Here is a 22,550-nt window from a genome sequence, read left to right as displayed (position 1 = left end):
GGCGAGGCGGGCGGCATTGGGAGTTCTTGACCCATGATATCTCAGCCTCCGCACGGCATTATCCTGATGACGTGCGAATATCATCCATTTCCTGGTGGCATCGGAACATACGCCGGACGGTTGGTCGACATCGTTCGTGCTGGTGGCCACGCTGCGACCGTCATAGCGCCTGCCTATCCTGATCTTCCTGCCGTTCCCGAGGAGCCGGATACCCATCGCATTCTGCGGCATCATCAAATTTCTCTATTCGGGGCGCTGCGGGCGCTTTCTATTCTGCGCAACGTTCCTAAGGACAGGTTGTTTTTGGCCGCCGACATACGCAGTGTACTTCTGACATTTGTGCTACGACCGTTCCATCGCAGAGGATATCGAGCGATGATTCATGGCAGCGAAGTCAGCAAATTCAGGACCGATTCCATCCTTTTTCGGTTTGTACGCCGCGCCTACGAAGGAGCAGATGTCGTTTTCGCCAACTCACATGCGACGCTGCGGATCTTTTCCGAAAGTTTTGGAATGCCCCGGAAGGGTGTCGTCACGTATCTCGGCGTGGATCCCATGTGGTTTCAGCCAATCCATGGGAATTTTGAACACCCGCAACTTGCAGCTGTACCACAAGCTGCAAGCGTCATTTGCGCAGTCGGACGTATCGAGCCTCGGAAGGGCCAGTTGGAAACTGTCCGGGCTATCGCGAGCGCGCGCGATGAATACGGATTAGACAATCCGATCTTTGTGATGGCTGGACGGGCCGAAGATCAGGCCTATGCCTCAAAGATATTGGATGAAGCGGCACGAGCTCGTGTTCCAGTGATCGCTACCGGTAGGCTGTCCGACGACGACTTAAAGCGCTTATACCGCCGTGCGGCGTGCCACACATTGTTCGCACGAGAGCTACAGGGAAAGATCGAGGGCTTCGGGCTGGTGTTGGTTGAGGCCGGTGCGCAAGGATGTCCTTCGATAGCGACGGCCGTCGGCGGCATACCCGAGGTCATGGGCTCCACTGGTGTGCTGGTGCCCCCGGAGGACGTGAACGCGATGGCCCGCGCGATAGCAACCTATGTGGCCAATGCAGAACTGCGTGAGCGCGACGGTGCTCTTGCCAAATCACGGGCACGCACCTTCGACTGGGCAACTTGTGCAGGCGCGACGTTTCCGGAGCTGAATGGGCTGAGCCCGAGGCCAAAGTAGCTGCTCAGCTTTTCCGGAGTCGGGAACCAATGAATATCGCCAAACGATGAAGGATTGTTGAAGCAATCACGGAAGTCCGCCCGGTAGCGTCATCAACCGGAGAGCTCGTCATCCTTGAGCGGTTGTTTGGCGAGAGTTTTATCAAGCTTGACGAGCTGCACCGATACACGTTCGAGCTCGCTGACGCCTTTGTTAACAATGCCGCCGAGCGCGTTCTGCGCGGTATCGCTCTGGGGCGTACAGATCGAATATACTGGCATGGATGGTGCGTTCTTGGCCCGCTCCGGGGACGGGACGCAGCGATCGATGCTGCATCGACAACGTGGCTTCAACGCCGTTGGCTTGCAGAACGCGGGTGGAATCAAAACCCGGCGAGTGCTGCCGCCTTCATCGCGCGAACCGGGAAGCAAAACCGGATAGTCGGTCGTTTGCGCATCGGAGAGCTCTGATTTCGCCTCCGTTATGGTCCTGCCGTCGCGGTACAGAATAATCGCTACGGAAGGATTCCAGGGCTGCCGCCTGACATGCTCGAACTCTCGCCATTCCGCCAGCATCTTTAAGAGCTGTCAGCAAAGTCTTTGCGCAAGGCGCGGTAGAACAATAGCTTGGCTGCACGGCGCACCTGCGGATCCATGCCCCTCGGCAGGGCGCAAAGAAAAAAGTAAACGTACACCCGCCATGACAATGGATCGTGCCACATCGCGCGAATGAGCAAGCGCGCTCCGCGTTTCGTTTCGCCTTGAGCCACGCAATCATTGCCCGCCTTTGCGTACAAACGCGCGTTGCGCCGACGCGCGAGGTGCGCAAGTTCCGGCCGTCGGATGACCCATTCTCGCGTGAGGCCTTCGCCTATCGGCAGAAGCGCGTCGAGTCTGCGGGTTATGTTCGCGCCATGGCGCCGTTTATAGACGAGTGCTCCGGCCACATGTTGAAATGTCCAACGCTCGGCTGCGCGCATACAAAATTCTGTATCCTCTCCAGCCCTGAATGCCTCGTTGAATACGCCGATATCTTCGACCATCTCCCGCCGCATAACCATACTGGAAGGAATAATCGGCCCATCAAGCAGAAAATATCTCGGCAGCGTATCGCATTGGTCCGCGCGATAGCGGCGCACGGCGACGTGTAGAGCATCGGACAGATCCGGAGCGGAAAAATCGACAAAATCGCCATAGACAAGACCTGCCTTGCAGCCATTGCCCAAGACGGCTAATTGACGTTCAAGCTTGTCCTCGGCCCAGAAGTCATCGCCGTCGAGAATTGCAATAAGATCGCCAGCAGCATGTCTGATGGCAAGATTCCTCGCCGATGGAAGCCCGATCCCCGCCGTCGTCAGGACATGTGCGCGCGGTTCCCTGCGACCCAGCGATGCAATCAATTCCGAGGAGCCGTCCTTCGAGCCATCATTGACAATGATGATCTCTTTGATGTGGCTCGACGCCGTCTGATTAATCACACTTTCCACTGCCTGCACGATGAAGCGTTCTTCATTGTGACATGTCATGATAACCGAAACACTCATCTCGTGTTTCCTGGCAAGGGGCTCGCGAGAAATCGAGGATGTCTCATGCCCCTGGGGTGGCTCCTCCGCATCATGTGCAATGATAGGCAAAGCCCGTGCCGCGTCAATTCAGGCAGGAGCGAGACAAGACTCAGCGTAACGAAAGCTCGTGTGCCGGAGGCTTCTGTTCCAACGTAAAAGGCGCAGGGAACAAGGAGCACGAGGGGCAGAAGCCGTGCCTGGGCCGCTCCGATCAATCCGTGAGAAAGCGCCCAGCTTAGAGTACGGCTTAACCGAAACCATGCAGCAATCCATATGAGAACATAGAGGCTGAGCCCAATCATGCCGTTCTCGGTGAGGATACGTTGAAACTCGCCATGTATCCCAAGCCGCAACTCGTCAGGAAGTCCGCTGAAATCCGTATCGATAATATTCTTGAATTGGTTCGTACCCACGCCCATCAGTGGATGTTCGGAGATGAGTTGTCTGGACAGAGAGAAAGCAAACGCGCGCTGGACATTGCTCGGGGTGTCTCCAGGGGCATATTTCCCCGTCGCGGCCAGATATTCGTATTGCCCCATACTCAGCGGATCGAGAATGGTCTGCATTTGCTTCTCGACATAGGCGTTATTGATCGTGGTCGACAGCACGAAAAGTGCCACGAAGCCAGCGGCGATCGCTGGCACCATCGCAGCGAGCCGTCCGCGCATCAGAAGCGCGGCGGTCAGAAAGAGATAGATCAAAAACGCCTTGCGTTCCCCAGATAGCACGAGCAGGGGAAGTATCCCCGCCCATACAAACCAAAGGGTGCGCCGCTTGCCCCGGTTGACGAAGAGGAGGAGCCCCGCGAGCGCAATTGGAAGGAAGGTGAATACGAGCCTTGGGTCGGCCAAGTGCTTCCAGCCGACCGAGTAGCCATGAGCCACATGCCAGGTGATCGTATAGGCGAGAATCAGCACCATGCCGAAAAGCAAGATGTTGACGGCCTTCTGCGTCTCGAGCCATCTAGCCTCCTGTGCGATGGCGAACGCAAAGGCGCCCACAGTGGACATCTGCAACAGCTCGCGCAGGCCGTTCTCTGGGTCCACGCTGAAGGCCGAGACCATGTGCCAGCCCAAGAAGGGCAGGAGCAGTAGAAAACCGGCTGAAAAAGCCAAATTTCGCCAACGCCCCGTCGCCAGGCCAAAAAAAAGCATCAGCAATGCGATCAGCTCGAACGGACGCAGCAATACAAGACCCGTCTCGAGCCTGATTGGCAGGAAGAGGCTCAGTATCGCGAATGTGAGGAGATAACGCATCACAGCCCCCTCGCGGCGCGATATTCTTTTAGCACGTTCTCTTTCCTGGAAACAGAACTTGTTGGATGTATCAATGCCAGCCCGCGGAGAAACACTTCACGCTGCTCCAGCCGACGACCCCATCGTTCCGCCCGCTGTGGCAATCGCATATCGAAGAGGTTTCCGCCTGTTGGGAAAACTCACCCTCCTCGGCTGCGGAGAGGCTTACTGGTGGCAGAGCTCGTCAGCAGTCCGACGAGAGTGATGACGCATCCTGGTGTCGCGCAGTCGATACATTCTAGCCGACGGTCTCGCTCTCCGGGGTCCAGGCTTCTGGCTGGTCGAGCACAGAAACCGCGCGAACATGGCAGCGAATCTTATGCCCGACATCCCGCGAAGTGAGCTCATAGCTTGTGCCGGTTTCGCCCACGATCGGAACGCCGTCACGATACCATAGACACTCAATTTGCGACGCAATAACGTTCGGTACGACGGTCAGCGCCTGGCCCGGTGAAGCCTGGCCCGAGAAGGCCGGCAATGCGCTGAATCCCGTCGGGACCCTAGCCAGATCCGTTTCCGTCTGCCGGATCCGTATATAGTCAATCACCATGTCATACGTCTGCGACGGGTCCGGTTGAGCGCGACCTTTTTTTTCATCGTAAGCGAAATCCACCATGATGTATTTTTTCGCTGCGAGTTCCGGCGTCGTTGGAACGCGCGCCACTTCATGGCCGTCGATCACGAAATAAGTATAATCATCCTCGATCTGCGCATACCACGTATGAAATTCGCCATCGTATATGTCGATCGTCGCGGGAAAGCCATTCGATCGGTCGACTTGATAGCCGGCGATTTTCCGGTGCACGTCACTTGGCGCAATGCGTGGATCTGCATAGCCGAGTCTGGGTTTGTGCACGTGCTGGCTGATGTTGATATAGGCCCCATTGAGACCGTCATATTCCCAAAAGTCCGTCTCAAGACGATTGCGTGTCCGCCAGAATAGATGCTCCCTGCCATACGCCCAGAAAGCAGGAAAAAATCCAGGGCGGGGCGCTGCGATCTTCGGCAGTCTGGCGCGGATCTCAAAGATCCCCTTTCCCCAACACCGCCCCTGGCCATTGTTGTTCACGGAAGAGAACGCACCTGTTCTCCAACGGCCCTTATGCAAGAGCCGGAGCGCCAGCGTGTGGCTGGTGGCGTCGTGCACATAGGAGGAGGGCGACGCCGAGATCGGCGGGGTAGCGGCGTCAACACCAACGGTCGTCAGATGGGTCGGCGCATACCAGATGCTGCTTTGCGCGCCTTTGGAATAATCGACAACCGAGTTGGATTCGAAGTCGTCAAAAAAAACCGTTGTGTAAGCGCCGATCGGCGGCGCCGCCTCGCCACGACGAGCATATCGCCGCTCTTTGCCGATGGCTGCCCAGGACGCCCACGAGGCTGCATCGAACGCATAACGTGCCGGTTTGTCATTCGCATCCACGGCTGAAGGAGGGCTCTGGCGATAGGGATGAACGTCGGGTAGCGCGGATTGCCGCCCGACGCGCCACATGCCCCATCCCATCAGCTTGTCGATCTGCGGGTCATTAAGTTCGCTTTGTCCGATGATGACGCAGTCGATCGCGACATCGGCCCCCATCGGATTGTTCACATCGCCCATGAAGCTCTGCGATTTCACCCGGTTGGGTGCCAATGCATAATTCGTCTGGCCGGCCGTCTTGACCCCATTCACCACGGCCTGCATCGCGAATCCGCGGCGGTACCCGACCATGACATTCCAGTCGCCAAAATCGGTCGAGCATTGCCCTTCCTCGCTCTTGAGCTTGCCGTCATGGAGCTGCGAAACGAATGTGCCTGCGGAGGGGTTGAAACAGACCCGCGGCTGGCGATGCACCGAGCCACCCTCCGCTCCATTGACGCAAAGAACGGAAACGTTCTTCGCCTCGGCGTTGACTGCCGAATTGCACCGGGCGATCACGAGCCACCAGCGGTGAAGATATGGGGCATCGTTATCGACGGGCCAGGTCAACGCCTGTTTCGTCTCCTCCTTAAAGAGTATGCCGCCGTTATTCGGAAGCTTTGTCGGGCGCAGGGAGGGCTCGGCTTGCACCGCAACCACCGGCTTCACGCCGCCGGATTGCCACGAGGAAACTTCGCCTTCGGCCAGATCCTCCTGAAACCAGGATTTAACAATCATTTCCGGGAACAGACCAGGATGCCAGGAGTGAGCTTTCGGCTGCGAGCCCTGCGCCGGACCGGCGGCGCGAGCATCCTGTCCCAGGCGGCCGGATGCCGTCAGCACAAGGGCGGCGCATGCGGCTCGCGCCAGATCTCGGCGAGAAATGCGGCTGGTCATTATCGTGTGCCAATAATTGCTGGATTCGGGATGAGACTCCGCATGGGACTATCGCGCTTCTCCTCACAAGCTCCGCAGCATATCATAGGTTTCAGTTTAGCCTTTCAACGACAGCCCGGGAAGTGGGTCGCGCCTGATGCGATAACGGAGAAAGCAGATGCAGACCGCTGACAGGATCGGTGCTTCGCCTCCCACCAGGCCGGGCAAAGCTCTTCCGCCCAATGCGCTTCTATTGAATTGCTTTGGCCGAGGTGGTTCAAACATTGTCTTGAAAATCATCGGCAGCTCGCCGGATGTGTTGAGTGCCATACCGCGAATGGCATGAGGGGGTATTCGGACGTTTCTACAAGCTGCGCAAGGCTGCGTGCCATGTTGGCGGGGCCGTCAACAGGGCGTCTGTTCCCTTCCTCTGGCGGCATATGCGCAGCGACTGCCGAGTCGCTCCGCCACGGGCAGCGCAACGAAAAGTCCCAAGCGCTACGTCGTTTTGAAGGTGATGGATTACTACATCGCATTCGACGACGGGATTGCGCGCGGCTTTATGGAAGCGCGGAACCTTGTGCTTACGCGGCATCCATTACCTATGTGCGAAGGGCTGCTACGCAGCGGTCTCAGCGAGGCGCGCGCGATCAAAAGGTACAATGATGTGACTAGCCTGATGTTCAAAGCCTCGAGGAAGCGTGATGCGCTATCGCTTCGATTCGAGGACTTGATCCAATCACCGGATACCTTTGTTAAAAGCCTTTTACGACGCGCTCGGCATAGCAGCAGCGGAGGACGGAAGGATCCGGTTTAAGGTCAAACCATTTGGGACGGAGCGGATGACGAACACAAACGCCGCAACTGGCGAAAAGCCGCGGATAAGGTTGGATGAAGCATCTGATCACATCGCACCAGACGTCAACACCCGAGCGGTTGCCCGCCTCGATCGTTCAGCACGACAGCGGATTTGGACAGGCACCCGCGCAACTGCGGAATTGTTCGACTATGGAGCTGACAATTTCTGAGTTTGTGCAGTTAACGGCGTTTGCCGCTTGGCCCGGAATAGGCACGGGATAGGCGTAGACAAGTTCACGGTATCCAGTCCTTAGCGCCCAGCAGCCGGTCATTGAAATCGGTTTGTTGCCTCCAACAGCAATCTGCGTATGCCGCTGCCGCGCGCAAAGTCGAATATCAATGAGAGAAAAGGCAATCGCCTGCGAGTGAAGGAGGCCGATCGCCTCAGAATGCGCTCCAGACGGAAGCCCATCCGACCTTGAACAGCGTTGTAGTGGAATTCGATCTCCTTTCTCTTCTCGAGCGCAAGCCCCGGGTAGGGCTGCCACGTGGCCTTGGCCGCATCGAGATCGAGTTGCGGAAAGGGGGGCAGAGAAAACTCCGCCTGTAGCAACTTCATACTTGGTTCCAGCCTTGATAGGAGGTCGGCTCTCTCATCGGGTGAAAGGTATTCGTGATTATTGTCGGGATTCGTCATTCTCCGATCAACCAATGCATAGATCTTGCGTTCCAGCAGCCGCTCAGAAAACAGGATATGCTCGTTTTTGAGGCGCTTATACTCCAAGACATCTCGGCTCAGGCGTTCATTAGCCCGACGATAGGGCTGTACGAATGCGGAGAGATACTCGATCCCGACGACATTCTTCATGAAATCATCGATCAGATTCGGCAGCGCCGACTCGTAGACGCGTACCAAACACGCGCTGCTTCCAAAGACTTCGCGCCAGATGGACAGGCCGTGACGATAATCCAAACTATCCTCGATCGTGTTTAGAAAGTCGATGACATCTCCGGTGAACAGAACACCGCGCTTGACGTTCTGATTATACATTGACTCAAGCCAATGATCCGGTCTTCTCACATAACACAGCACACGGCATTCCATCTTCGCCGGAATGGAAGCACACAACCGTTCGATCAAATTGCGCTCCTGTGATAGGGCGTCGGCGCTGGACTTATTGGCCATGAAACGCGCAAGGTATCTGATCAAATAAAGGTTTTCAGAACTTGCAATGATCGTGTGCGCTCCGTCTCGTTCGGCCGCCCTCAGATGATGCAGGAAGAATGCCTGGAAGTTGTCCGTGCCGGATAGCAAATAGCTGTTGGTAATACTGTTGAAATTGAACTGGTTTGGAGGTGCAGCATAGTAAATTCTTCTCTCGCGGAGCTTCTTTGCATTCGCGGAAAGGAAGTATTGTAGCGCAGTTGTTCCTGTCTTGCTCGTGCCAATGTGGAGGATAAGCTTCATCTGGCATTTCCTTGCCTGATAGCCGGCATACATGACACCGGCTTTCACAAACGGTCTCGCCCCTCCGAACAGCGCGTCGAATGAGCCGGTTACAGTAAGGGGCGTCGTGACTGAACTCCGTCGACTGTATCGTCAAGCCTTCGTACCTTCATGATGCATTCCATATCCTCTGATGGTCTGTCGCAAGACACGCCGAGAACGCAGGTATTGTGGGGCCATGCAAATCTAATGCAGTCGGTTTGTGTGCTTGGATGTTAGCGTTTGCAGAACTTCCGCGCCATATTTCCCGAAGAGGAGCGACGCTCTCAGATAGACAGTGACAACGGACAATGTACCTATAACGAAAAGCCCGGTCGCGAGCACAAGATAGTCGGGCGATCCGGCAAGCAGCATTTTGACCGCCGAGCCGGTGGCGAACACCGCAGCGGCGAATGCGACAGGCGGCACATGGACGAGCGCGAAATCCAGAGCTGATAATCCTGTCATCCGACAACCGACCGCCGCATAAAGGATGAAACTCGTCGCGATGGCGCCGGACACTGCAAAGGCCACCGCATTCACGCCGTAGGGCGCTGAGAGCAATGCGAATGAAGCAACAAGGGCCATATAAACGAACGCCATGAAGGCTGTTTGGTAACTTTGGCCTGTCGCAAGCATCACGGCTCCGGAAACTCTATAACCTAGGCGGAAATACATTACTACAGAGAACACGGAAATAGGAACGACGGCATCCATCCACTTTTCGCCGAGGACAGTCAGCACAACCTCTTTTGCAAAACAGCATAGAAACGCGCTGGTCGGTATAGAGAGCGCAGCAGTCAAGGCATACGCCTTGAGCTGAGCGCTGCGTAGTCGCGCCTTGTCGTGATGAACCTTCGACAGAAGTGGGAAAACGACGCTCTTGTTCAGATTACCAAACAGATTTGCCGGCATCGCGATCAGATAATATGCTCGCGAGTAAATGCCAAGCTCTGCAGTACCGATCAACCGTGCCACAATTATATTGTCTATATATTTGGCGGTGAAGCTCGATACACCGGCCAGCGAATAGCCCAGGCTCTGGCTGCGGATATCGCGGTAGGACTGCATGTCGAAACGGGGACTCACGAGATAGTCCCTGGCAATGAAAAAATAGATGCTGGCCAGGATGAAGGCCTCGGCCATGTACGCGACCACCAAGGCCCAATAGCTGAGCCCAAAATAGGCAAGCGGAATGGCTAGGCCGACGTGGGAAGCAATCCATGCGACCAGCCTCGCGATGGAGGATATTTTGAATTTCAGGTGCCGCGACAAAATGGCCTCGACGGTCAGATTGAACGCGTTCGCGACCATCATCACCGCAAGGACGCGCGAAACGAGGACCAATTCCGGCACACGAAGAAAATCGGCAATCTGCCGTGCAAACACCCATTGAAGCAAGCCGAGAATGGCAGCCATCATCATGGACAAGGAAACTACGGTTCCGACATGGCGCTCCTCGATGTCCCGTCGCTGGACCACGACTTGCGACATGCCGAGATTGGCAAGGTTATTGCCGATGGCTGCTATGATCATCGCAGCGCCGACAATGCCGTACTCTCGGGGGGAGAGCAGGCGCGCGAGAACGGCCGTGACCAGGACATGCAATAAGATTCGGGCCAGCAGAGTTGTGCCCGACCAGGAAAGTCCCCGGGCAGCCTCGCCTGTCAAGTTCCGGTTTTCGTTCACGCGCCTACCACTCGTGACTGAGAACAATGCACTCAACTACTTGAGAACGGCTCAATGCAATGACAAGCATCCTGTGCATCCCAGTGGCGCGCACCATTTCAAGCGCCAACGACAGAAAGCAATCGCCGACGCGCTATGGACGCCATCCGCTTGAAAACACGCTCCAGCCGGAGGTCCATCTGCGCCTAAGCCACTTCATGATGGCATTCGCAGCTCTTCAGCGCTACGCCCGAAAACATCCCGTCAAACCGATAGATAGCGGTGGTAGTCCGGTGTTTTTCCCGCTTGGGGTACCAATATTGGAGGATGAGCCTCATCTCGTTCGTTTCCTCGGCGGCAACTCCTTGCCCCCATTCAAACGCAGAGGCGGCAGCCGCTCACTGAACCCGGTCTTGTTGCCTTCAACAACAATCTGCGGATGCCGCTGCCACGCGCAAAGGATGAGTTTCATGTGCGATTCACACTCTGGACGCGGAGCGAAGAGGTCCCTTCCTTGAGAAGAGCCGCGTAGAGCTTCATTTGCTCTTGGGCAGCCCTCTCCATGCTGAAGCGCATTGCGATGGTTTTCACTGCTTGCTCTCCCATGTCATCGCGCTTGGCCTCCGATAGGCCGAGTGCGCGACGAAGGAGTCCGCAATACTCCACCTGCGAGCGAGCCACAAAGCCGCTGCGCTCATGCTCCACAACGTCGGACGCACCGCTGACATCGGTGATGATAGGGACCACGCCGCAACTCATGGCCTCGAGCAGTGCGTTTGACATGCCTTCCGACGCCGAGGTGGAAAGATAGAAATCAGCCTCCCACAGAAAGGGAAACACATCTTCGACCGCCCCAGCGAATGTGACCCTGCCGGAAAGGCCCAACCGGGCCGCCTGTTCCTCGAGCGCGGCGCGGCACTGGCCATCGCCCAGGATGGTGAGTTGCGCCTTTGCGTCGGCGGGAAGTGCCGCGAACGCATCGATCATGCGCTCGAGGCATTTTTCCGGATCGAGGCGGCCAAGGCAGATAAAGCGTCGGCTGCCATCGGCGTTCGGCTCGCGGTGCGGCTTGCGGGGCAGATCGATCCCATTCGGAATCATATGAATGCGATCCGCGCCGATGCCACGTCTCTTCAGATCACCAGCGATTTGGCAGCTATTGGCGATAAAGGCCGTGACGTGACGTTTAATCAAGGCGGACGCCCAGCGACCGATGATTTTCTTTTCGCGCACAACGTCGAGATCGAAACACCGTCCGCCCCGCCCCAATTTTGCGAGAACCGGTTTGCGCAGGAGGGCTCCTGCCAATGCCGCCGGAACAGCGTGAAGTCGGGCATGGATGATATGTACGACATCGAATTCGTCGCGGCGGCGCAGCATCCAGATCACAACCTGGACAGACCACGACAGGAACGACAGCATATGCCGCCCGCCCAAATACGGAGCCGCGCGCAAACGAAGGCGATGGATAGGCACCCCGTCGATGGCGGACAGTTTCGGGGTCGAGTGCGACAGTCTGGGTGCCAGAATGGTTGCTGAAACTCCGCTTTCAACCAGCGCCCGAGCAAATCGCCGCGCCTGTTGTTCGCCGCCGCCATATGACTCAGGAAAATAGGTTGGGAGCACGAGCAGAACACGTAAGCCTTTCGGCGCATCGATCCCCTTGTCGTCCAGATCGGCGCACTCCACCTCATCCCCGAAACCGGAAAAGTATACACCGCTAACCAATCCGGCAAGCTGCCCGATCACCGTCAAACGCACAGGCTGCACCCGTTCATCGCGGGACCGCCACATTTCGGACAGGAGGTATTGTTGATACTCCCTTGCTTGCCCGATGCTGGTCAAGAGCCTCGCGGTAAATGGCATCGGTCCGCTTGCCCATCAGCTTGACGTCCCAGTTCGAAAGATCCGTCGCCGCGGCGGCACCTTGGGCGAGGCAGGCCAGTCTTGCACGATCCTCCAGGAGGGCGGCAATGGCGTCGGCCATGGCTGCCAAATCGTCCGCGGGTGTAATCACACCGTTGATACCAGGGCGGAGCACTTCGCGAAGACCTGGCAGATCGCAAGCGACGCAGGGTTTGCCGCCGGCGAGATATTGCATGACCACCCGGGGCAATCCCTCCCGCATGGAACAGAGCAGGCAGAGATCCGCGAGCGCGATCAGCCGCTCGGGGTCGTCCCGATAACCGGTAAAGACCACTTGTCGTTCGAGCCCAAGCCGCTTGGCCCGCGATTCCACGGTCGAGCGAAGCGGCCCGTCGCCCGCGAGCACAAGCACCGCGTCGGGTAACCGGACGGCGACTTTGTTGAAAGCGTCCAGAAATTCCGTGTGTCGCTTGCGTGGCTCGAAAGCCGCGATCATCAAGAGCACGGACGGGCGCGGCGCGTCCGGGGTCAAGCGCAACAAATCGCGCCAACGGTCGGGCGGACCGGCGTTGCGAAAACGATCGAGATCGAATCCGGAATGGACGACATAATGTTTGTCTGGATGTCCCACTCCTGCGCTCAAGCATAAGTCGCGGATGCCCTCGCTCACACTGATGAACGCACTGGTGACTGGCGCTGCCAGTCTTTCCAAGGCGAGATAAGCAAACCGCTCGGCGACGCCGACATTGACAAAAGGCACGATATGCACGCCATGAACGATCGCTGGAACTCCCGCCGCCCATGCGGCGAGCCGCCCGAGAATGCCTGCCTTGCTGGTGTGCGTATGCACGATGTCGGCATTCAAGGCGCGGAATTTCCGGGTGAGCGCCAACAATGCCCGCATGTCGGAGACAGGCGAAATGGACCGAGTCAGGCCCGGGACGCCAATGAGTTCCACCCGCGGGTCCACTTTAGCTATGATTTCCGGCTGGACCGTCTCGCCATGTAGCAGGACAACATCATGCCCCCCTTGCGCGGCCCAATTGCAGGAATGGACAGTGTTCTCATCAGCACCGCCATTGATGAGACGGGTAATGACATGAGCGATACGCAGTCGACGCCCCAAGTCAATCTTGCCTTCCGCGTCCTGTGCTATCGCCGCACCGATCGCGCTGAATTTATTCGTTGGGTGCGTTCCCACGCCCAGCCGCGCTTTTGGTCCATGCGTCCCGATATCGGCGCTACTGCATTGGAGTGACATGCCACGCCCCGGTGGGTGCATGCCGTATGGAGATGAACCCCGAATCCTAAGTGTGCCCTTCCTTCTTGGGCCATGGCACATACAGTCCGTAAGGAGGGTTATTCCAACGGCTTCCAGTCGATCAGATCTAACTTGTTGGATTTAAACGTCTCAGAGAACTGCCGCTGTTACCCCGGGCACAGCGGAGTGATTATTTTGTGGTATACCTTGTACCAATACTTCTGCCTCACCGCGTTTGCGCGAAATCGGATCGGAACCGGACTCGTTCAAAAAGGTAGTGGAGGCAAGGCTTTAAGGGCCTATGGGAGGGGCCGGACCCGCAGCTTGCGGATTTTTTCGCGTGCTCCACGTTACTTATTGTCGATGTGCGGCGGCAGCTGGTTGAGGCGCGCGAGCGGGCAGTCGATCAAGACATTGTCCCTCCCCGAGAAGCCAGCTTGGTTCGATCGCTCTGCAAGTGCCAGCGGAGACTTACTCCTCGGTTACAAACGAGACCACCTCATCAATCGGCCTGCGCGGCGACCTGGCAAATCTGATGGCAGTACCTGCCATACGGCCAAGGGCGACACATGCAATCAATCTCTCGCCTGCTCGAATTCGACCTACGTCACGAATTTGCCGTTCAACTCGACTATCGACCGCAAGATTGAGTGGGCAAGCCACGAGCCGAAGTGCCTCCGCGGCCAACAGGAAATGCATTAGGAACAGCGCACCATCGACATAAATCTGGTTTCGTTGATTGCTTCCTCGCCAGGCCCTTGTGTCTGACGTGACAATGGCCAGGTTTGATATGGACTGTGAAAAGCCTCGCGCCCCGCCCTGCAGGGCGAGTATCTGATCGATTTGATGACGGCCCTGGTAGAGGTATACTCTTGTCGCCTGCCTGTTGCATTGGGATGGCGCACCTTGCGCCAAGCGTACCAACTCCAGCAATGTGGTGCGATCTATTAATTGTTCGTCAAAGTATCTAACCGAGCGACGACACTGAAGTCCTTCCAGGAGTGTGAGGGCTGGCCCCCCAATTGGCAGAACGGCGCTTTGAACCCCGCCGGTCAAGGCGACTCCATCAAGCCCATTGAAACGCTCGACGAATTGACGAACTTTCTCAACAAAGGGCTGCTCAGGCTCTCCTGGTGGATGAAGGTCAACGTAGGCGCGAAGTGCGCCGACAGCCATTTCAAGCGGAAACGCCCCTAGCGAGGTGTCGTAGGAGGACACCTCATTCATAAGTCGCTTGATTTTTTCCTGGCCAAAACCGGGCCTCCTGTCCTTTAGAGAAAGGCCCTTCTCAATCGAGTGAGCGTCCACGATTATTCGGTAATATAGCCGCTCTTTCTTTGGAACCAGCAGCGAATCCCCGTTGTAACGTAGGTAATTTCCAACGTCATACACGTAGGAGATGATTACCTTCGCTTGAGTAGACAGAAGAATTTGCAGCTTTCGAAGCATTTTTCTAACATATTGATTTGTTATTTTACTTGGCCGCAGGCAGGGCCCTGTCCAGAAACGTACGGCCAATCTCAGCTAGTTCGCGGAACCGGTTGTCTAGCTTCATGTAGTCGGGAACAAGTTTTCCGAGGTTTTCGCACATGTCCAGCAAATTGTCCCTGGCACCCTTGCGGTGAATACACACGTACTGAGAGGGAATGCCCATCAGCGTCATCAAAGCTTCATTCTTAGTGGGGAAGCCGATGGCGGGTCGCCGACTGTCCAGGCAAATTAACGGGCACCGGTTCCGCAGAGCAAATAGTGCCCCATGCATGCGCTCTGACAAGCAGTAGGAGAATTGTGATGCCAGATTTGCCCACTCGAGGGGATTTATAGGCTTTTCGGTGAGATCGATGTCTGCGAGGTGATTGCGATCCGAGACCGATACAATCTGGACGCCGCGCGCCCGCAGAGAGGTCGTGGCCTCTGCATAGAGCTCGTGCTGGCCGGCTATCACCAACGCCCGAGGCCGATTGAAATCGACGCCCCAGGAAGCCAGCTTTACGCGCAGGCTTTCATGAGTGGCATTCGAAGTTAGATCGTGAGTGACTGTCGGGTCTGGGGTCAATGTCACACGATCCGCGAGGCTTGGATCTGCCCAAAGGACCATCTCATGTGTCCGCTCGTCCCGCACGCCGATCGCGACAAATTCGTTCAGGCATTTGGCCATCAAGTATCGATTGCGGCGCGGCATTTCGGTCCATTTGGTGCTGCTGCCGGTGCTCGCCGCATATGCTATCTTCGAGCACGCCACTTCTGGCCAGTAGACATTGGGAAATGGGGGACATAGTGGGTTGGTCTGAAGCTTGATCAGCCCACCGAGACGGGAGACGTAGTCGATCTTCCAAACCTCATCGCTACCCACCACAACCGCATCATAGCGGTCGCTTACGTAGCGAAACGTTGGTGACCTATCCTCCGAGTAGAACCTCTTGGGGCTGAGCATCAGTCCATCGGCGAAGGCGGCAAGCGTTCGCTGGCGTGCGTTTGTCGCCGGCCCATAGCCAGTCTCCAGTCGTCTTGGATAGCGGTGGTCCACGATCTCCGCCGGCGAGCCGGGACGCAGGTCCGAAATGCAGCGTTGGAGGGCGAGGCTCTGAAGCTGCGCCCCCTCGTTGTAACCGGTGTGCAAAGTTAGTGTGCCAATCAACATTTAGCAGGTCCATTGCTATCAACGGCAAGTTGTCCCGTCAAGTAAAGTATCACACCAGTACGTAGGCAACAATTGCCTCCTCGGCCGAGTTGTATTTAACGATCTTCAAGGAATAGAGGCTGTTTTCAGGAGCGTTTGACTTTGACATACCTTCCGACACCGAGGTGGAAAGATAGAATTCAGCCTCCCACAGGGATGGAATAACATTTTCGACCGAGCCAGCGAAAGTGACCCTGCCGGAAAGGCCCAGCCGGGCCGCCTGTTCCTCGAGAGTGGCGCGGCATTGCCATCGCCCAGTATGGTGAGTTGCGCCTTTGCCTCGGCGGGAGGTGCCGCGAACTCGTCGATCATGTGCCCGAGCGTTCCGGACTAAGATGGCCAAGGCAGATAGAGCGTCGACTGCCATCGGCGTTCGGCTCGCGGCGCGGATTGCGGGGCAGATCGATCCCATTCGGAATCGGCTTTCAATCGGTCAGATTTAGCTGGCTGGATTTAAGCGACTTAGAGACGGGTCGCTGTTACCTCGGGCACAGCGGAGCGATTTTATCGTGATAAATTATGTACTGGAACTTCTGCGTTTGCGCGGAACCAGACTCGTTCAAAGAAGTCAAGGCAACGCTCCAAGGACCGGGCGCTTACCCGTCAGGAGATGGGAGTCATGGGAGGGGAGAACCAGCAGCTTGCGGATCTTTCGCATGCCCCAAAGCTACTTCTTGTCGATGTCCGCCGGCAGCTGGTTGAGGCGCGCGAGCGTGCATTGGATCAAGACATTGTCTCTTCCCTGGTCGGCGGATCCAACGGGGACTGAGTCGAGAAGCATCCTGGCTTGGTTCGCCATAGCCGGCGAGCTGGCCCTCTTCATCGCGCTGGTCTATCTCCTCAGGCTCGAGACTGATGCGCTTGTCCGCGTCCTGCTCGTTGCCCTCGCCGGCTGGTGCGTGCACTACTTCCTGCCAAAGCGTTACCGGCTGCCGTTTTTCGTGCTGCTCTCGTTCGCGGCTATCGCCGCAGTCTTCGCGAACCTTGGGCCCAACTGGCACCACTGGAGATTTGAGGGTCTCATCGATGCCGCCTGGATCGCCGCCATTGGGCTCGTACTGATCGGCATTGTCCACCTACCGATCGCTTTTGGATGGAGAGTGCTGGCGCTGGTTGGCGCCGGTTGCGGGCTCGCCGCCGCACGAATGGACTGGATTGCGACCCCGTGGACGGGCGCCGCCTGGCCCGTGCTCGCTTCCATGTTCATGTTCCGTCTCATTGTCTATGCGTACGAAATGCGGCGTGACCAGAGGATGGCGACGGTTTCGGAACGTCTCGCGTATTTTTTCATGTTGCCGAACGTGTGCTTCCCGCTCTTTCCGGTCGTAGATTTTAGAACTTTCCGCAGCAGCTACTACAATGCTGACCGGCACTACATCTATCAAACGGGCATTCAGTGGATGTTTCGCGGCGCTGTCCATTTGATATGCTACCGCGTAGTATATCAGCGATTTGTTATCGATGCTGCGGACGTACACAATCAGATTGATCTTTTGCAATTCATCATATGGCCATTTTTACTTTATTTGAAGGTTTCAGGAACTTTTCACATAATCACGGGTATGCTGCGTTTATTTGGGTTCAATCTTCCAGAAACCCACAATCTTTACTTCCTTTCCTCAAGCTTTACAGATTTCTGGCGTCGAATAAACATATATTGGAAGGACTTCATAATGAAGATTGTGTACTATCCCCTTTATTTTCGTTTTCGACGCTGGGGAGAGAGTGTAGCGGTTGTCAGCGCGACCCTCCTGGCGTTCCTCGCGACCTGGCTGCTGCACAATTATCAGTGGTTCTGGTTGCGTGGCACCTGGGTATTCACCTGGAACGACTTCCTCTTCTGGATGATCCTGGCCGTGCTCGTGACGGTCAACGCCCTCTATGAAATGCGGCACGGTCGCGCGCGGCGCCTGCGTGGCGGGGCACTCAGCTGGAACGGTGCGCTGCAAACTGCTGGCCGGACCATCGGCGTGTTCGTCGTCATCTGCCTCCTTTGGTCGTTTTGGAGCGCGAGCTCGGTCCCGCAATGGTTGTCGGTCTTCGAAACCGTGGGCGTGGAAGGCCCTAGCAAAACAACGCCCGCCCTCGTGCTGCTTACGGTAGCAGCCATCATTGGCATTCCTGCCCTTGCGCTCGCGCGGGGCATCGCCGACCGGCAGTACAGTTTCCGGCGGTCGGTTGCGTCGGTCGGTGTCTGCGGATTGATCGCGGTTTGCATCTCGCTCCCCGGCGTTCGCGATCGCCTCGGCGAGACGGTCAGCACCGCAATGGCCGACATTAGAGCGCCGAACCTGAATAGCCGCGACAACGCGAACCTGGAGCGCGGCTACTACGAGAACCTCGTCAATGTCGGCGCATTTAACCCAGAACTCTGGGTTGTCTATGGCCAACGACCACCCGACGGATGGGAAGGGTTAAACGAGTCGCCGCTGATCGAGTTCACGGGTGCGCTTCCCACGACCTATCTGCGTCCGATCTCCCAGGCAGACTTTAAGGGAACGCGGGTCCACATCAACCGCTGGGGCATGCGCGATAAGGACTACGAAAAGCTTCCTTCTCCCGGCACCCTGCGAATAGCAATCGTCGGCTCTTCGCACGTCTTCGGTGCGGGCGTCGCGGATGAGGAGACTTTCGAGGGCCTGCTGGAGCAGCGGCTGAATGAACAGGCGGCCGACAGCGGGTATCGACACTACGACGTGTTGAACTTTGCCATCGGGGATTATTCCAGCCTGGACATACTGGCCATCATCGAGGATCGGGTGCTTTCATTCAAACCAAATTACATTTTCTACTTTGAGCACAGCGGGCTTGTTCCGCGAATGATAGAGAAGTTCGTGAAAGCAATCCAGAATGGCTCCGCATATCGCTACGACTTTGCGCGCGACATTGTACGCGAAAGCGGAATAGATACCAGCACCGACCCCGACGTGCTTACAAGAGAGCTCAATCGCCACGAGGAAAGACTTCTGCGTGTGATCTATTCTCGAATCGTCGAAACCGCGAAGCGAGAAGATGTTGGGGTCTCTTGGATCTATCTTCCCAGGCCGGACGAGAGGACCAGTCCCGAGTTGGAGAGGCGCCTCGCTGCCGAGGCTGGATTCAACGTTCTCGATCTTTCCGGTGTGTATGACGGGTATGATTGGCGGACCCTTCTTGTGGCACCTTGGGACAAACACCCAAACGCCACCGGCCATAGGCTCATCGCGGAAAAGCTTTACGAGGTCCTGCAGCAACACCAGGATCTAATTCCCCTGAACCTGGCGGTTGCTCCGCCAAAGGAGGACCGATGAACGCGATCCAGATCAGGACGATGGCCAGGGATTTCATATTGAAGGAATTTCTGCCCGGTGAAAGGCCGGAGAATCTGACGGATTCAACGGAGCTGATAACTGACGGCATTCTCGACTCGTTGGCGACGCTTAAGCTCGTTGCCTACCTGGAAAAATCCTGCGGTATCGAAATCGCCCCTGACGAACTCGTCCCGGAGAACCTGAACTCCATCACCCAAATTGCCAATTTCGTCCAGTCGAAGCAGGCGTCCACATAGAGTTCGCCATGACGGTCGCTGCCTTACACGAGTATCTGGAACAGAGCGCGAGGCGGTATCCCCAGAGGTGCGCCGCTGTCGAGGCGAGCTCTGGGCGGCACATCACCTACGGCGAGCTCGACGCGCTGTCGGACCAAGTCCGCGACCATCTGCGTCGGATCGGCGTCCGGCCGGCGGACCGCGTCGGCATTTGCCTTCCAAAATCGATCGCCTCGCTCGCTGTTCTGTTCGGCATCTTGAAGGTGGGCGCAGCCTATGTGCCCGTCGACTCTCTGGCGCCGCCTGCGCGTAACGCGTTCATATTTAACGACTGCGGCGTGCGCGCGATTTTCGTGGAGGCGTCCCGAGCCGAAACTTTGCGCTGTGAGTTGGCGCGCTTGGCTGCGGAACCTTGTCTCTTACCGCTCGACTGGTCCGACGGTCCCTCGCCGCTCGCGACGTACCTGGCTCGCGTGGAGGCCGACGGCTTGGCGGTGGTGGACGAATCGGCGCGGTCGGGGCCGGACAACCTCGCTTACGTGCTTTACACTTCGGGCTCGACCGGCCAGCCGAAGGGCGTGATGCTAACGCATCGCAATGGCTCGAGCTACGTGGACTGGTGTTCCGATATCCTCGCCCCTGACGAGAACGACCGCTTCTCCTCCCATGCGCCTTTCCACTTCGACCTGTCTATTCTCGACATCTTCGTACCGCTGAAGCACGGCGCGACCGTATTTCTCATCGGTGAGGAGCTCGGCAAGAATCCGACCCGGATGGCGTCGGTGATCGCCGAGCGGCGGTTGACCGTCTGGTATTCCACGCCCTCCGTACTCACGCTTTTGGTCGAGCACGGCAGCCTTGATGCTCGCGACGACCACGCTCTTCGGTTCATTCTATTTGCCGGCGAGGTTTTTCCGGTCAAGCATCTGCGCAGGCTAAAGGCTGTGGTCCCACGCGCACGCTACCTGAATCTCTATGGCCCAACCGAGACCAACGTCTGTACCTACTACGAAATCCCGCAGACGATCGCCGAAGACCGCTCGGCGCCGTTTCCGATCGGGCGCGCCTGCTCGCATGTTAAGGCACGCGTGATCGATGCGAATGGTCGCGACGTGCCGCGAGGCCAGGAAGGCGAACTCGCAATCAGCGGTGCTCCTGTGATGCTGGGCTATTGGAACATGCCTGAGCGAACAAGCGCCGCTTTTCATGTCGATTCAAGCGGTCGCTGGTACCGTACCGGCGATGTAGTGATCGAAGGCGATGGCGGAGTCTACACCTTCCGCGGTCGACGCGACCGGATGGTGAAGAGACGGGGATATCGGATCGAACTCGGCGAGATCGAGACGGCGCTCTATCGCCATCCAGCGATCTCCGAGGTGGCGGCGATCGCTCGCTCGGAGGAGTCGGGCGTCTCCATTAAGGTGTTCTATGCCTCGCGCGACGGCCATGCGCTGTCGCTCATCGAGCTGAAGCGGTTCTGCGCCCACAACTTGCCGGCCTACATGGCCCCGGACTGGTTCTCGCATCAGCAGTTACTTCCCAAGACATCGACAGATAAAATCGACTACCAGCATCTGATGAGGATGGAGTAGTGGATTTCGCGCTGAACGAGGAGCAGCGTATCCTGCGTGGCCAGATCCTTCGCTTCGCGCAGGATAAGCTCAATAAAGACGTCAGGCAGCGCGACCGAGACCAAGTATTCCAGCGCGAGTTGTGGGGGGCTTGCGCGCAGATGGGCCTGACCGGCCTGCCAGTCCCCCAGGCCTACGGGGGACCCGGTCTCGATTCCCTGTCCACGGCCATTGCAATCGATGCGCTTGGCTACGGCTGCGAGGATTCCGGCTTGGTCTTCTCGATCTGCGCCCACCTTCTGGCCTGCGTGGTGCCGATTTGGAAGTTCGGCACCGAAGAGCAGAAGAATCGATATCTTCCGGGGCTCTGTGATGGCACTTTGATCGCAGCCAATGCGATGAGCGAACCGGAGTCGGGCTCCGATGCATTTGCGATGCAAACCCGGGCGGAGCCTCATGGCGATGGCTTTCTAATCAACGGCACGAAGACCTTCGTGAGCAATGGGCCGGTGGCAGATGTTGCCGTCGTCTTCGCTGTCACTGACCGCGCCAAGGGGTATTTCGGCGGCATCACGAGCTTCCTCGTGGACCGCGCGCTGCCCGGCTATCTGGTCGCGCAAAAGTTCGAAAAAATGGGACTGCGGACGTCTCCGATCGGGGAGCTTGTCTTCGAGGACGTATTTGTTTCGAAGAACGCTGTTCTCGGTGGAGTGGGCGGCGGCTCCAGGCTGTTTGCTCATAGCATGGACTGGGAGCGGGCGTGCCTATTCGCCAGTCATATAGGCACCATGGAGCGGCTTCTGGAAAAGGCAGTGGCCTATACGCGGACCCGACGTCAGTCCGGCCAGGCCATCTCCAAGCACCAGGCGGTCGCCCATAAGATTGCCGACATGAAGATGCAGGTGGAGGCGGCCCGACTGCTCGTCTACAAGGCGGCGTGGGGCCTTGAGCGCTCCCAGTCCGTATCCCTCGACGCCGCCGTTTCGAAGCTCTTTGTGAGCGAATCGCTAGTTCGCACCACGCTCGATGTCGTCCAGGTCTTCGGCGGCTATGGTTTCTTGAGCGAATTCGACGTCGAACGTGCCGTGCGTGATGCGATCGGCAGCAAACTCTATTCCGGAACTTCTGAGATACAGCGCAACATTATTGCTGGCTGGCTGGGGCTTTGATGACGGCTGTGGTCAGAATCTGTCCGTGAAGGGGCGGCGTGTGCTGTCGCTGGGCCTGCCCTCAGTTCGCGAAAAGGGCGACGATCGATTTTGGTAAGGCAACCGGAGAGTGGTACTATCGCAAGCCATGGAGCCACTGGGGGTGAGGGCGCTTTTGTCGTTCGACTTGGGTGCGTCTGCCCAGCCCGTGATCTCCGAACTTGCGGCTCAGAGGCGAAGAACTAGAC

16 protein-coding genes are annotated in these 22,550 nt (G+C 57.3%); 5 read left to right on the top strand and 11 right to left on the bottom strand.

Translation table 11 applies throughout. The annotated features are described in order from the left end of the window. The first annotated feature begins 33 nt into the window (after window positions 1-33). The gene (locus A9K68_RS24280; protein WP_082982219.1) at window positions 34-1,185 is read left to right on the top strand and encodes a glycosyltransferase family 4 protein; all 1,152 of its coding nucleotides are present in this window, start codon (window positions 34-36) and stop codon (window positions 1,183-1,185) included. Between the two features lie 92 nt (window positions 1,186-1,277). Here A9K68_RS24280 and A9K68_RS24275 read toward each other — a convergent pair whose 3' ends face one another. From A9K68_RS24275 to A9K68_RS24225, 11 genes are all read right to left on the bottom strand, one after another. Next, window positions 1,278-1,739, bottom strand: a complete 462-nt coding sequence (locus A9K68_RS24275) for a hypothetical protein (RefSeq protein WP_065006944.1) — start codon at window positions 1,737-1,739, stop codon at window positions 1,278-1,280. Window positions 1,740-1,741: 2 nt separating this feature from the next. Then, window positions 1,742-2,707, bottom strand: coding sequence for a glycosyltransferase family 2 protein (locus A9K68_RS24270; protein ID WP_065006943.1), 966 nt, complete (start codon window positions 2,705-2,707; stop codon window positions 1,742-1,744). Next, window positions 2,704-3,984 carry an O-antigen ligase family protein gene (locus tag A9K68_RS24265; RefSeq protein ID WP_065006942.1) on the bottom strand — a complete coding sequence of 427 codons (1,281 nt, stop codon included), beginning with the start codon at window positions 3,982-3,984 and terminating at the stop codon, window positions 2,704-2,706. Before A9K68_RS24265 ends, A9K68_RS24270 begins: the two co-directional genes overlap by 4 nt. Window positions 3,985-4,261: 277 nt before the next feature. Then, window positions 4,262-6,319, bottom strand: coding sequence for a hypothetical protein (locus A9K68_RS24260; RefSeq protein WP_065006941.1), 2,058 nt, complete (start codon window positions 6,317-6,319; stop codon window positions 4,262-4,264). Window positions 6,320-7,424: 1,105 nt separating this feature from the next. Beyond that, on the bottom strand, window positions 7,425-8,564 hold the full coding sequence (locus A9K68_RS24255; protein WP_156768219.1) for a hypothetical protein: 1,140 nt from the start codon (window positions 8,562-8,564) through the stop codon (window positions 7,425-7,427). 225 nt (window positions 8,565-8,789) lie between these two features. Next, window positions 8,790-10,271, bottom strand: a complete 1,482-nt coding sequence (locus A9K68_RS24250; RefSeq protein WP_163603068.1) for a lipopolysaccharide biosynthesis protein — start codon at window positions 10,269-10,271, stop codon at window positions 8,790-8,792. Between the two features lie 447 nt (window positions 10,272-10,718). Beyond that, window positions 10,719-12,095: a glycosyltransferase gene (locus tag A9K68_RS24245; protein ID WP_163603067.1), complete on the bottom strand. Its 1,377-nt coding sequence runs from the start codon at window positions 12,093-12,095 to the stop codon at window positions 10,719-10,721. After that, the gene (locus tag A9K68_RS24240; protein ID WP_163603066.1) at window positions 12,025-13,377 is read right to left on the bottom strand and encodes a glycosyltransferase; all 1,353 of its coding nucleotides are present in this window, start codon (window positions 13,375-13,377) and stop codon (window positions 12,025-12,027) included. The genes A9K68_RS24245 and A9K68_RS24240 overlap by 71 nt, the downstream gene beginning before the upstream one ends. A gap of 471 nt (window positions 13,378-13,848) precedes the next feature. Then, window positions 13,849-14,826, bottom strand: a complete 978-nt coding sequence (locus tag A9K68_RS24235) for a nitroreductase family protein (RefSeq protein ID WP_065006933.1) — start codon at window positions 14,824-14,826, stop codon at window positions 13,849-13,851. 25 nt (window positions 14,827-14,851) lie between these two features. Beyond that, the gene (locus A9K68_RS24230; protein ID WP_065006932.1) at window positions 14,852-16,018 is read right to left on the bottom strand and encodes a polysaccharide pyruvyl transferase family protein; all 1,167 of its coding nucleotides are present in this window, start codon (window positions 16,016-16,018) and stop codon (window positions 14,852-14,854) included. Between the two features lie 49 nt (window positions 16,019-16,067). Then, entirely contained in the window at window positions 16,068-16,424 is a 357-nt protein-coding gene (locus A9K68_RS24225) for a hypothetical protein (protein ID WP_156768217.1), read from the bottom strand. 289 nt (window positions 16,425-16,713) lie between these two features. Between A9K68_RS24225 and A9K68_RS24220 the strand changes: the two genes are divergently transcribed. The 4 genes from A9K68_RS24220 to A9K68_RS24205 are packed head-to-tail and all read left to right on the top strand — an operon-like array spanning window position 16,714 to window position 22,323. Beyond that, the gene (locus tag A9K68_RS24220; protein ID WP_065006931.1) at window positions 16,714-19,347 is read left to right on the top strand and encodes an SGNH/GDSL hydrolase family protein; all 2,634 of its coding nucleotides are present in this window, start codon (window positions 16,714-16,716) and stop codon (window positions 19,345-19,347) included. Beyond that, window positions 19,344-19,604, top strand: a complete 261-nt coding sequence (locus tag A9K68_RS24215) for an acyl carrier protein (RefSeq protein WP_065006930.1) — start codon at window positions 19,344-19,346, stop codon at window positions 19,602-19,604. The genes A9K68_RS24220 and A9K68_RS24215 overlap by 4 nt, the downstream gene beginning before the upstream one ends. An 8-nt stretch (window positions 19,605-19,612) precedes the next feature. Continuing rightward, window positions 19,613-21,175 (top strand): amino acid adenylation domain-containing protein, encoded by a 1,563-nt coding sequence (locus A9K68_RS24210; RefSeq protein WP_065006929.1) that lies wholly within the window; start codon window positions 19,613-19,615, stop codon window positions 21,173-21,175. Further along, window positions 21,175-22,323, top strand: a complete 1,149-nt coding sequence (locus A9K68_RS24205; protein WP_065006928.1) for an acyl-CoA dehydrogenase family protein — start codon at window positions 21,175-21,177, stop codon at window positions 22,321-22,323. The genes A9K68_RS24210 and A9K68_RS24205 overlap by 1 nt, the downstream gene beginning before the upstream one ends. The last annotated feature ends 227 nt before the right edge of the window (window positions 22,324-22,550 follow it).

This window comes from Mesorhizobium sp. AA22, assembly GCF_001672375.2.
GTDB lineage: Bacteria > Pseudomonadota > Alphaproteobacteria > Rhizobiales > Rhizobiaceae > Mesorhizobium > Mesorhizobium wenxiniae.
The sequence above is the reverse complement of the archived record's forward strand: the minus strand, read 5'-3'. Positions and strand labels throughout refer to the sequence as shown.

Coding starts and splice junctions, on each gene's coding strand:
- A9K68_RS24280 (WP_082982219.1), top strand. CDS start 34: ATGATATCTCAGCCTCCGCACGGCATTATCCTGATGACGTGCGAATAT.
- A9K68_RS24275 (WP_065006944.1), bottom strand. CDS start 1,739: ATGCTGGCGGAATGGCGAGAGTTCGAGCATGTCAGGCGGCAGCCCTGG.
- A9K68_RS24270 (WP_065006943.1), bottom strand. CDS start 2,707: ATGAGTGTTTCGGTTATCATGACATGTCACAATGAAGAACGCTTCATC.
- A9K68_RS24265 (WP_065006942.1), bottom strand. CDS start 3,984: ATGCGTTATCTCCTCACATTCGCGATACTGAGCCTCTTCCTGCCAATC.
- A9K68_RS24260 (WP_065006941.1), bottom strand. CDS start 6,319: ATGACCAGCCGCATTTCTCGCCGAGATCTGGCGCGAGCCGCATGCGCC.
- A9K68_RS24255 (WP_156768219.1), bottom strand. CDS start 8,564: ATGAAGCTTATCCTCCACATTGGCACGAGCAAGACAGGAACAACTGCG.
- A9K68_RS24240 (WP_163603066.1), bottom strand. CDS start 13,377: ATGTCACTCCAATGCAGTAGCGCCGATATCGGGACGCATGGACCAAAA.
- A9K68_RS24235 (WP_065006933.1), bottom strand. CDS start 14,826: ATGCTTCGAAAGCTGCAAATTCTTCTGTCTACTCAAGCGAAGGTAATC.
- A9K68_RS24230 (WP_065006932.1), bottom strand. CDS start 16,018: ATGTTGATTGGCACACTAACTTTGCACACCGGTTACAACGAGGGGGCG.
- A9K68_RS24225 (WP_156768217.1), bottom strand. CDS start 16,424: ATGGCAGTCGACGCTCTATCTGCCTTGGCCATCTTAGTCCGGAACGCT.
- A9K68_RS24220 (WP_065006931.1), top strand. CDS start 16,714: ATGCCCCAAAGCTACTTCTTGTCGATGTCCGCCGGCAGCTGGTTGAGG.
- A9K68_RS24215 (WP_065006930.1), top strand. CDS start 19,344: ATGAACGCGATCCAGATCAGGACGATGGCCAGGGATTTCATATTGAAG.
- A9K68_RS24210 (WP_065006929.1), top strand. CDS start 19,613: ATGACGGTCGCTGCCTTACACGAGTATCTGGAACAGAGCGCGAGGCGG.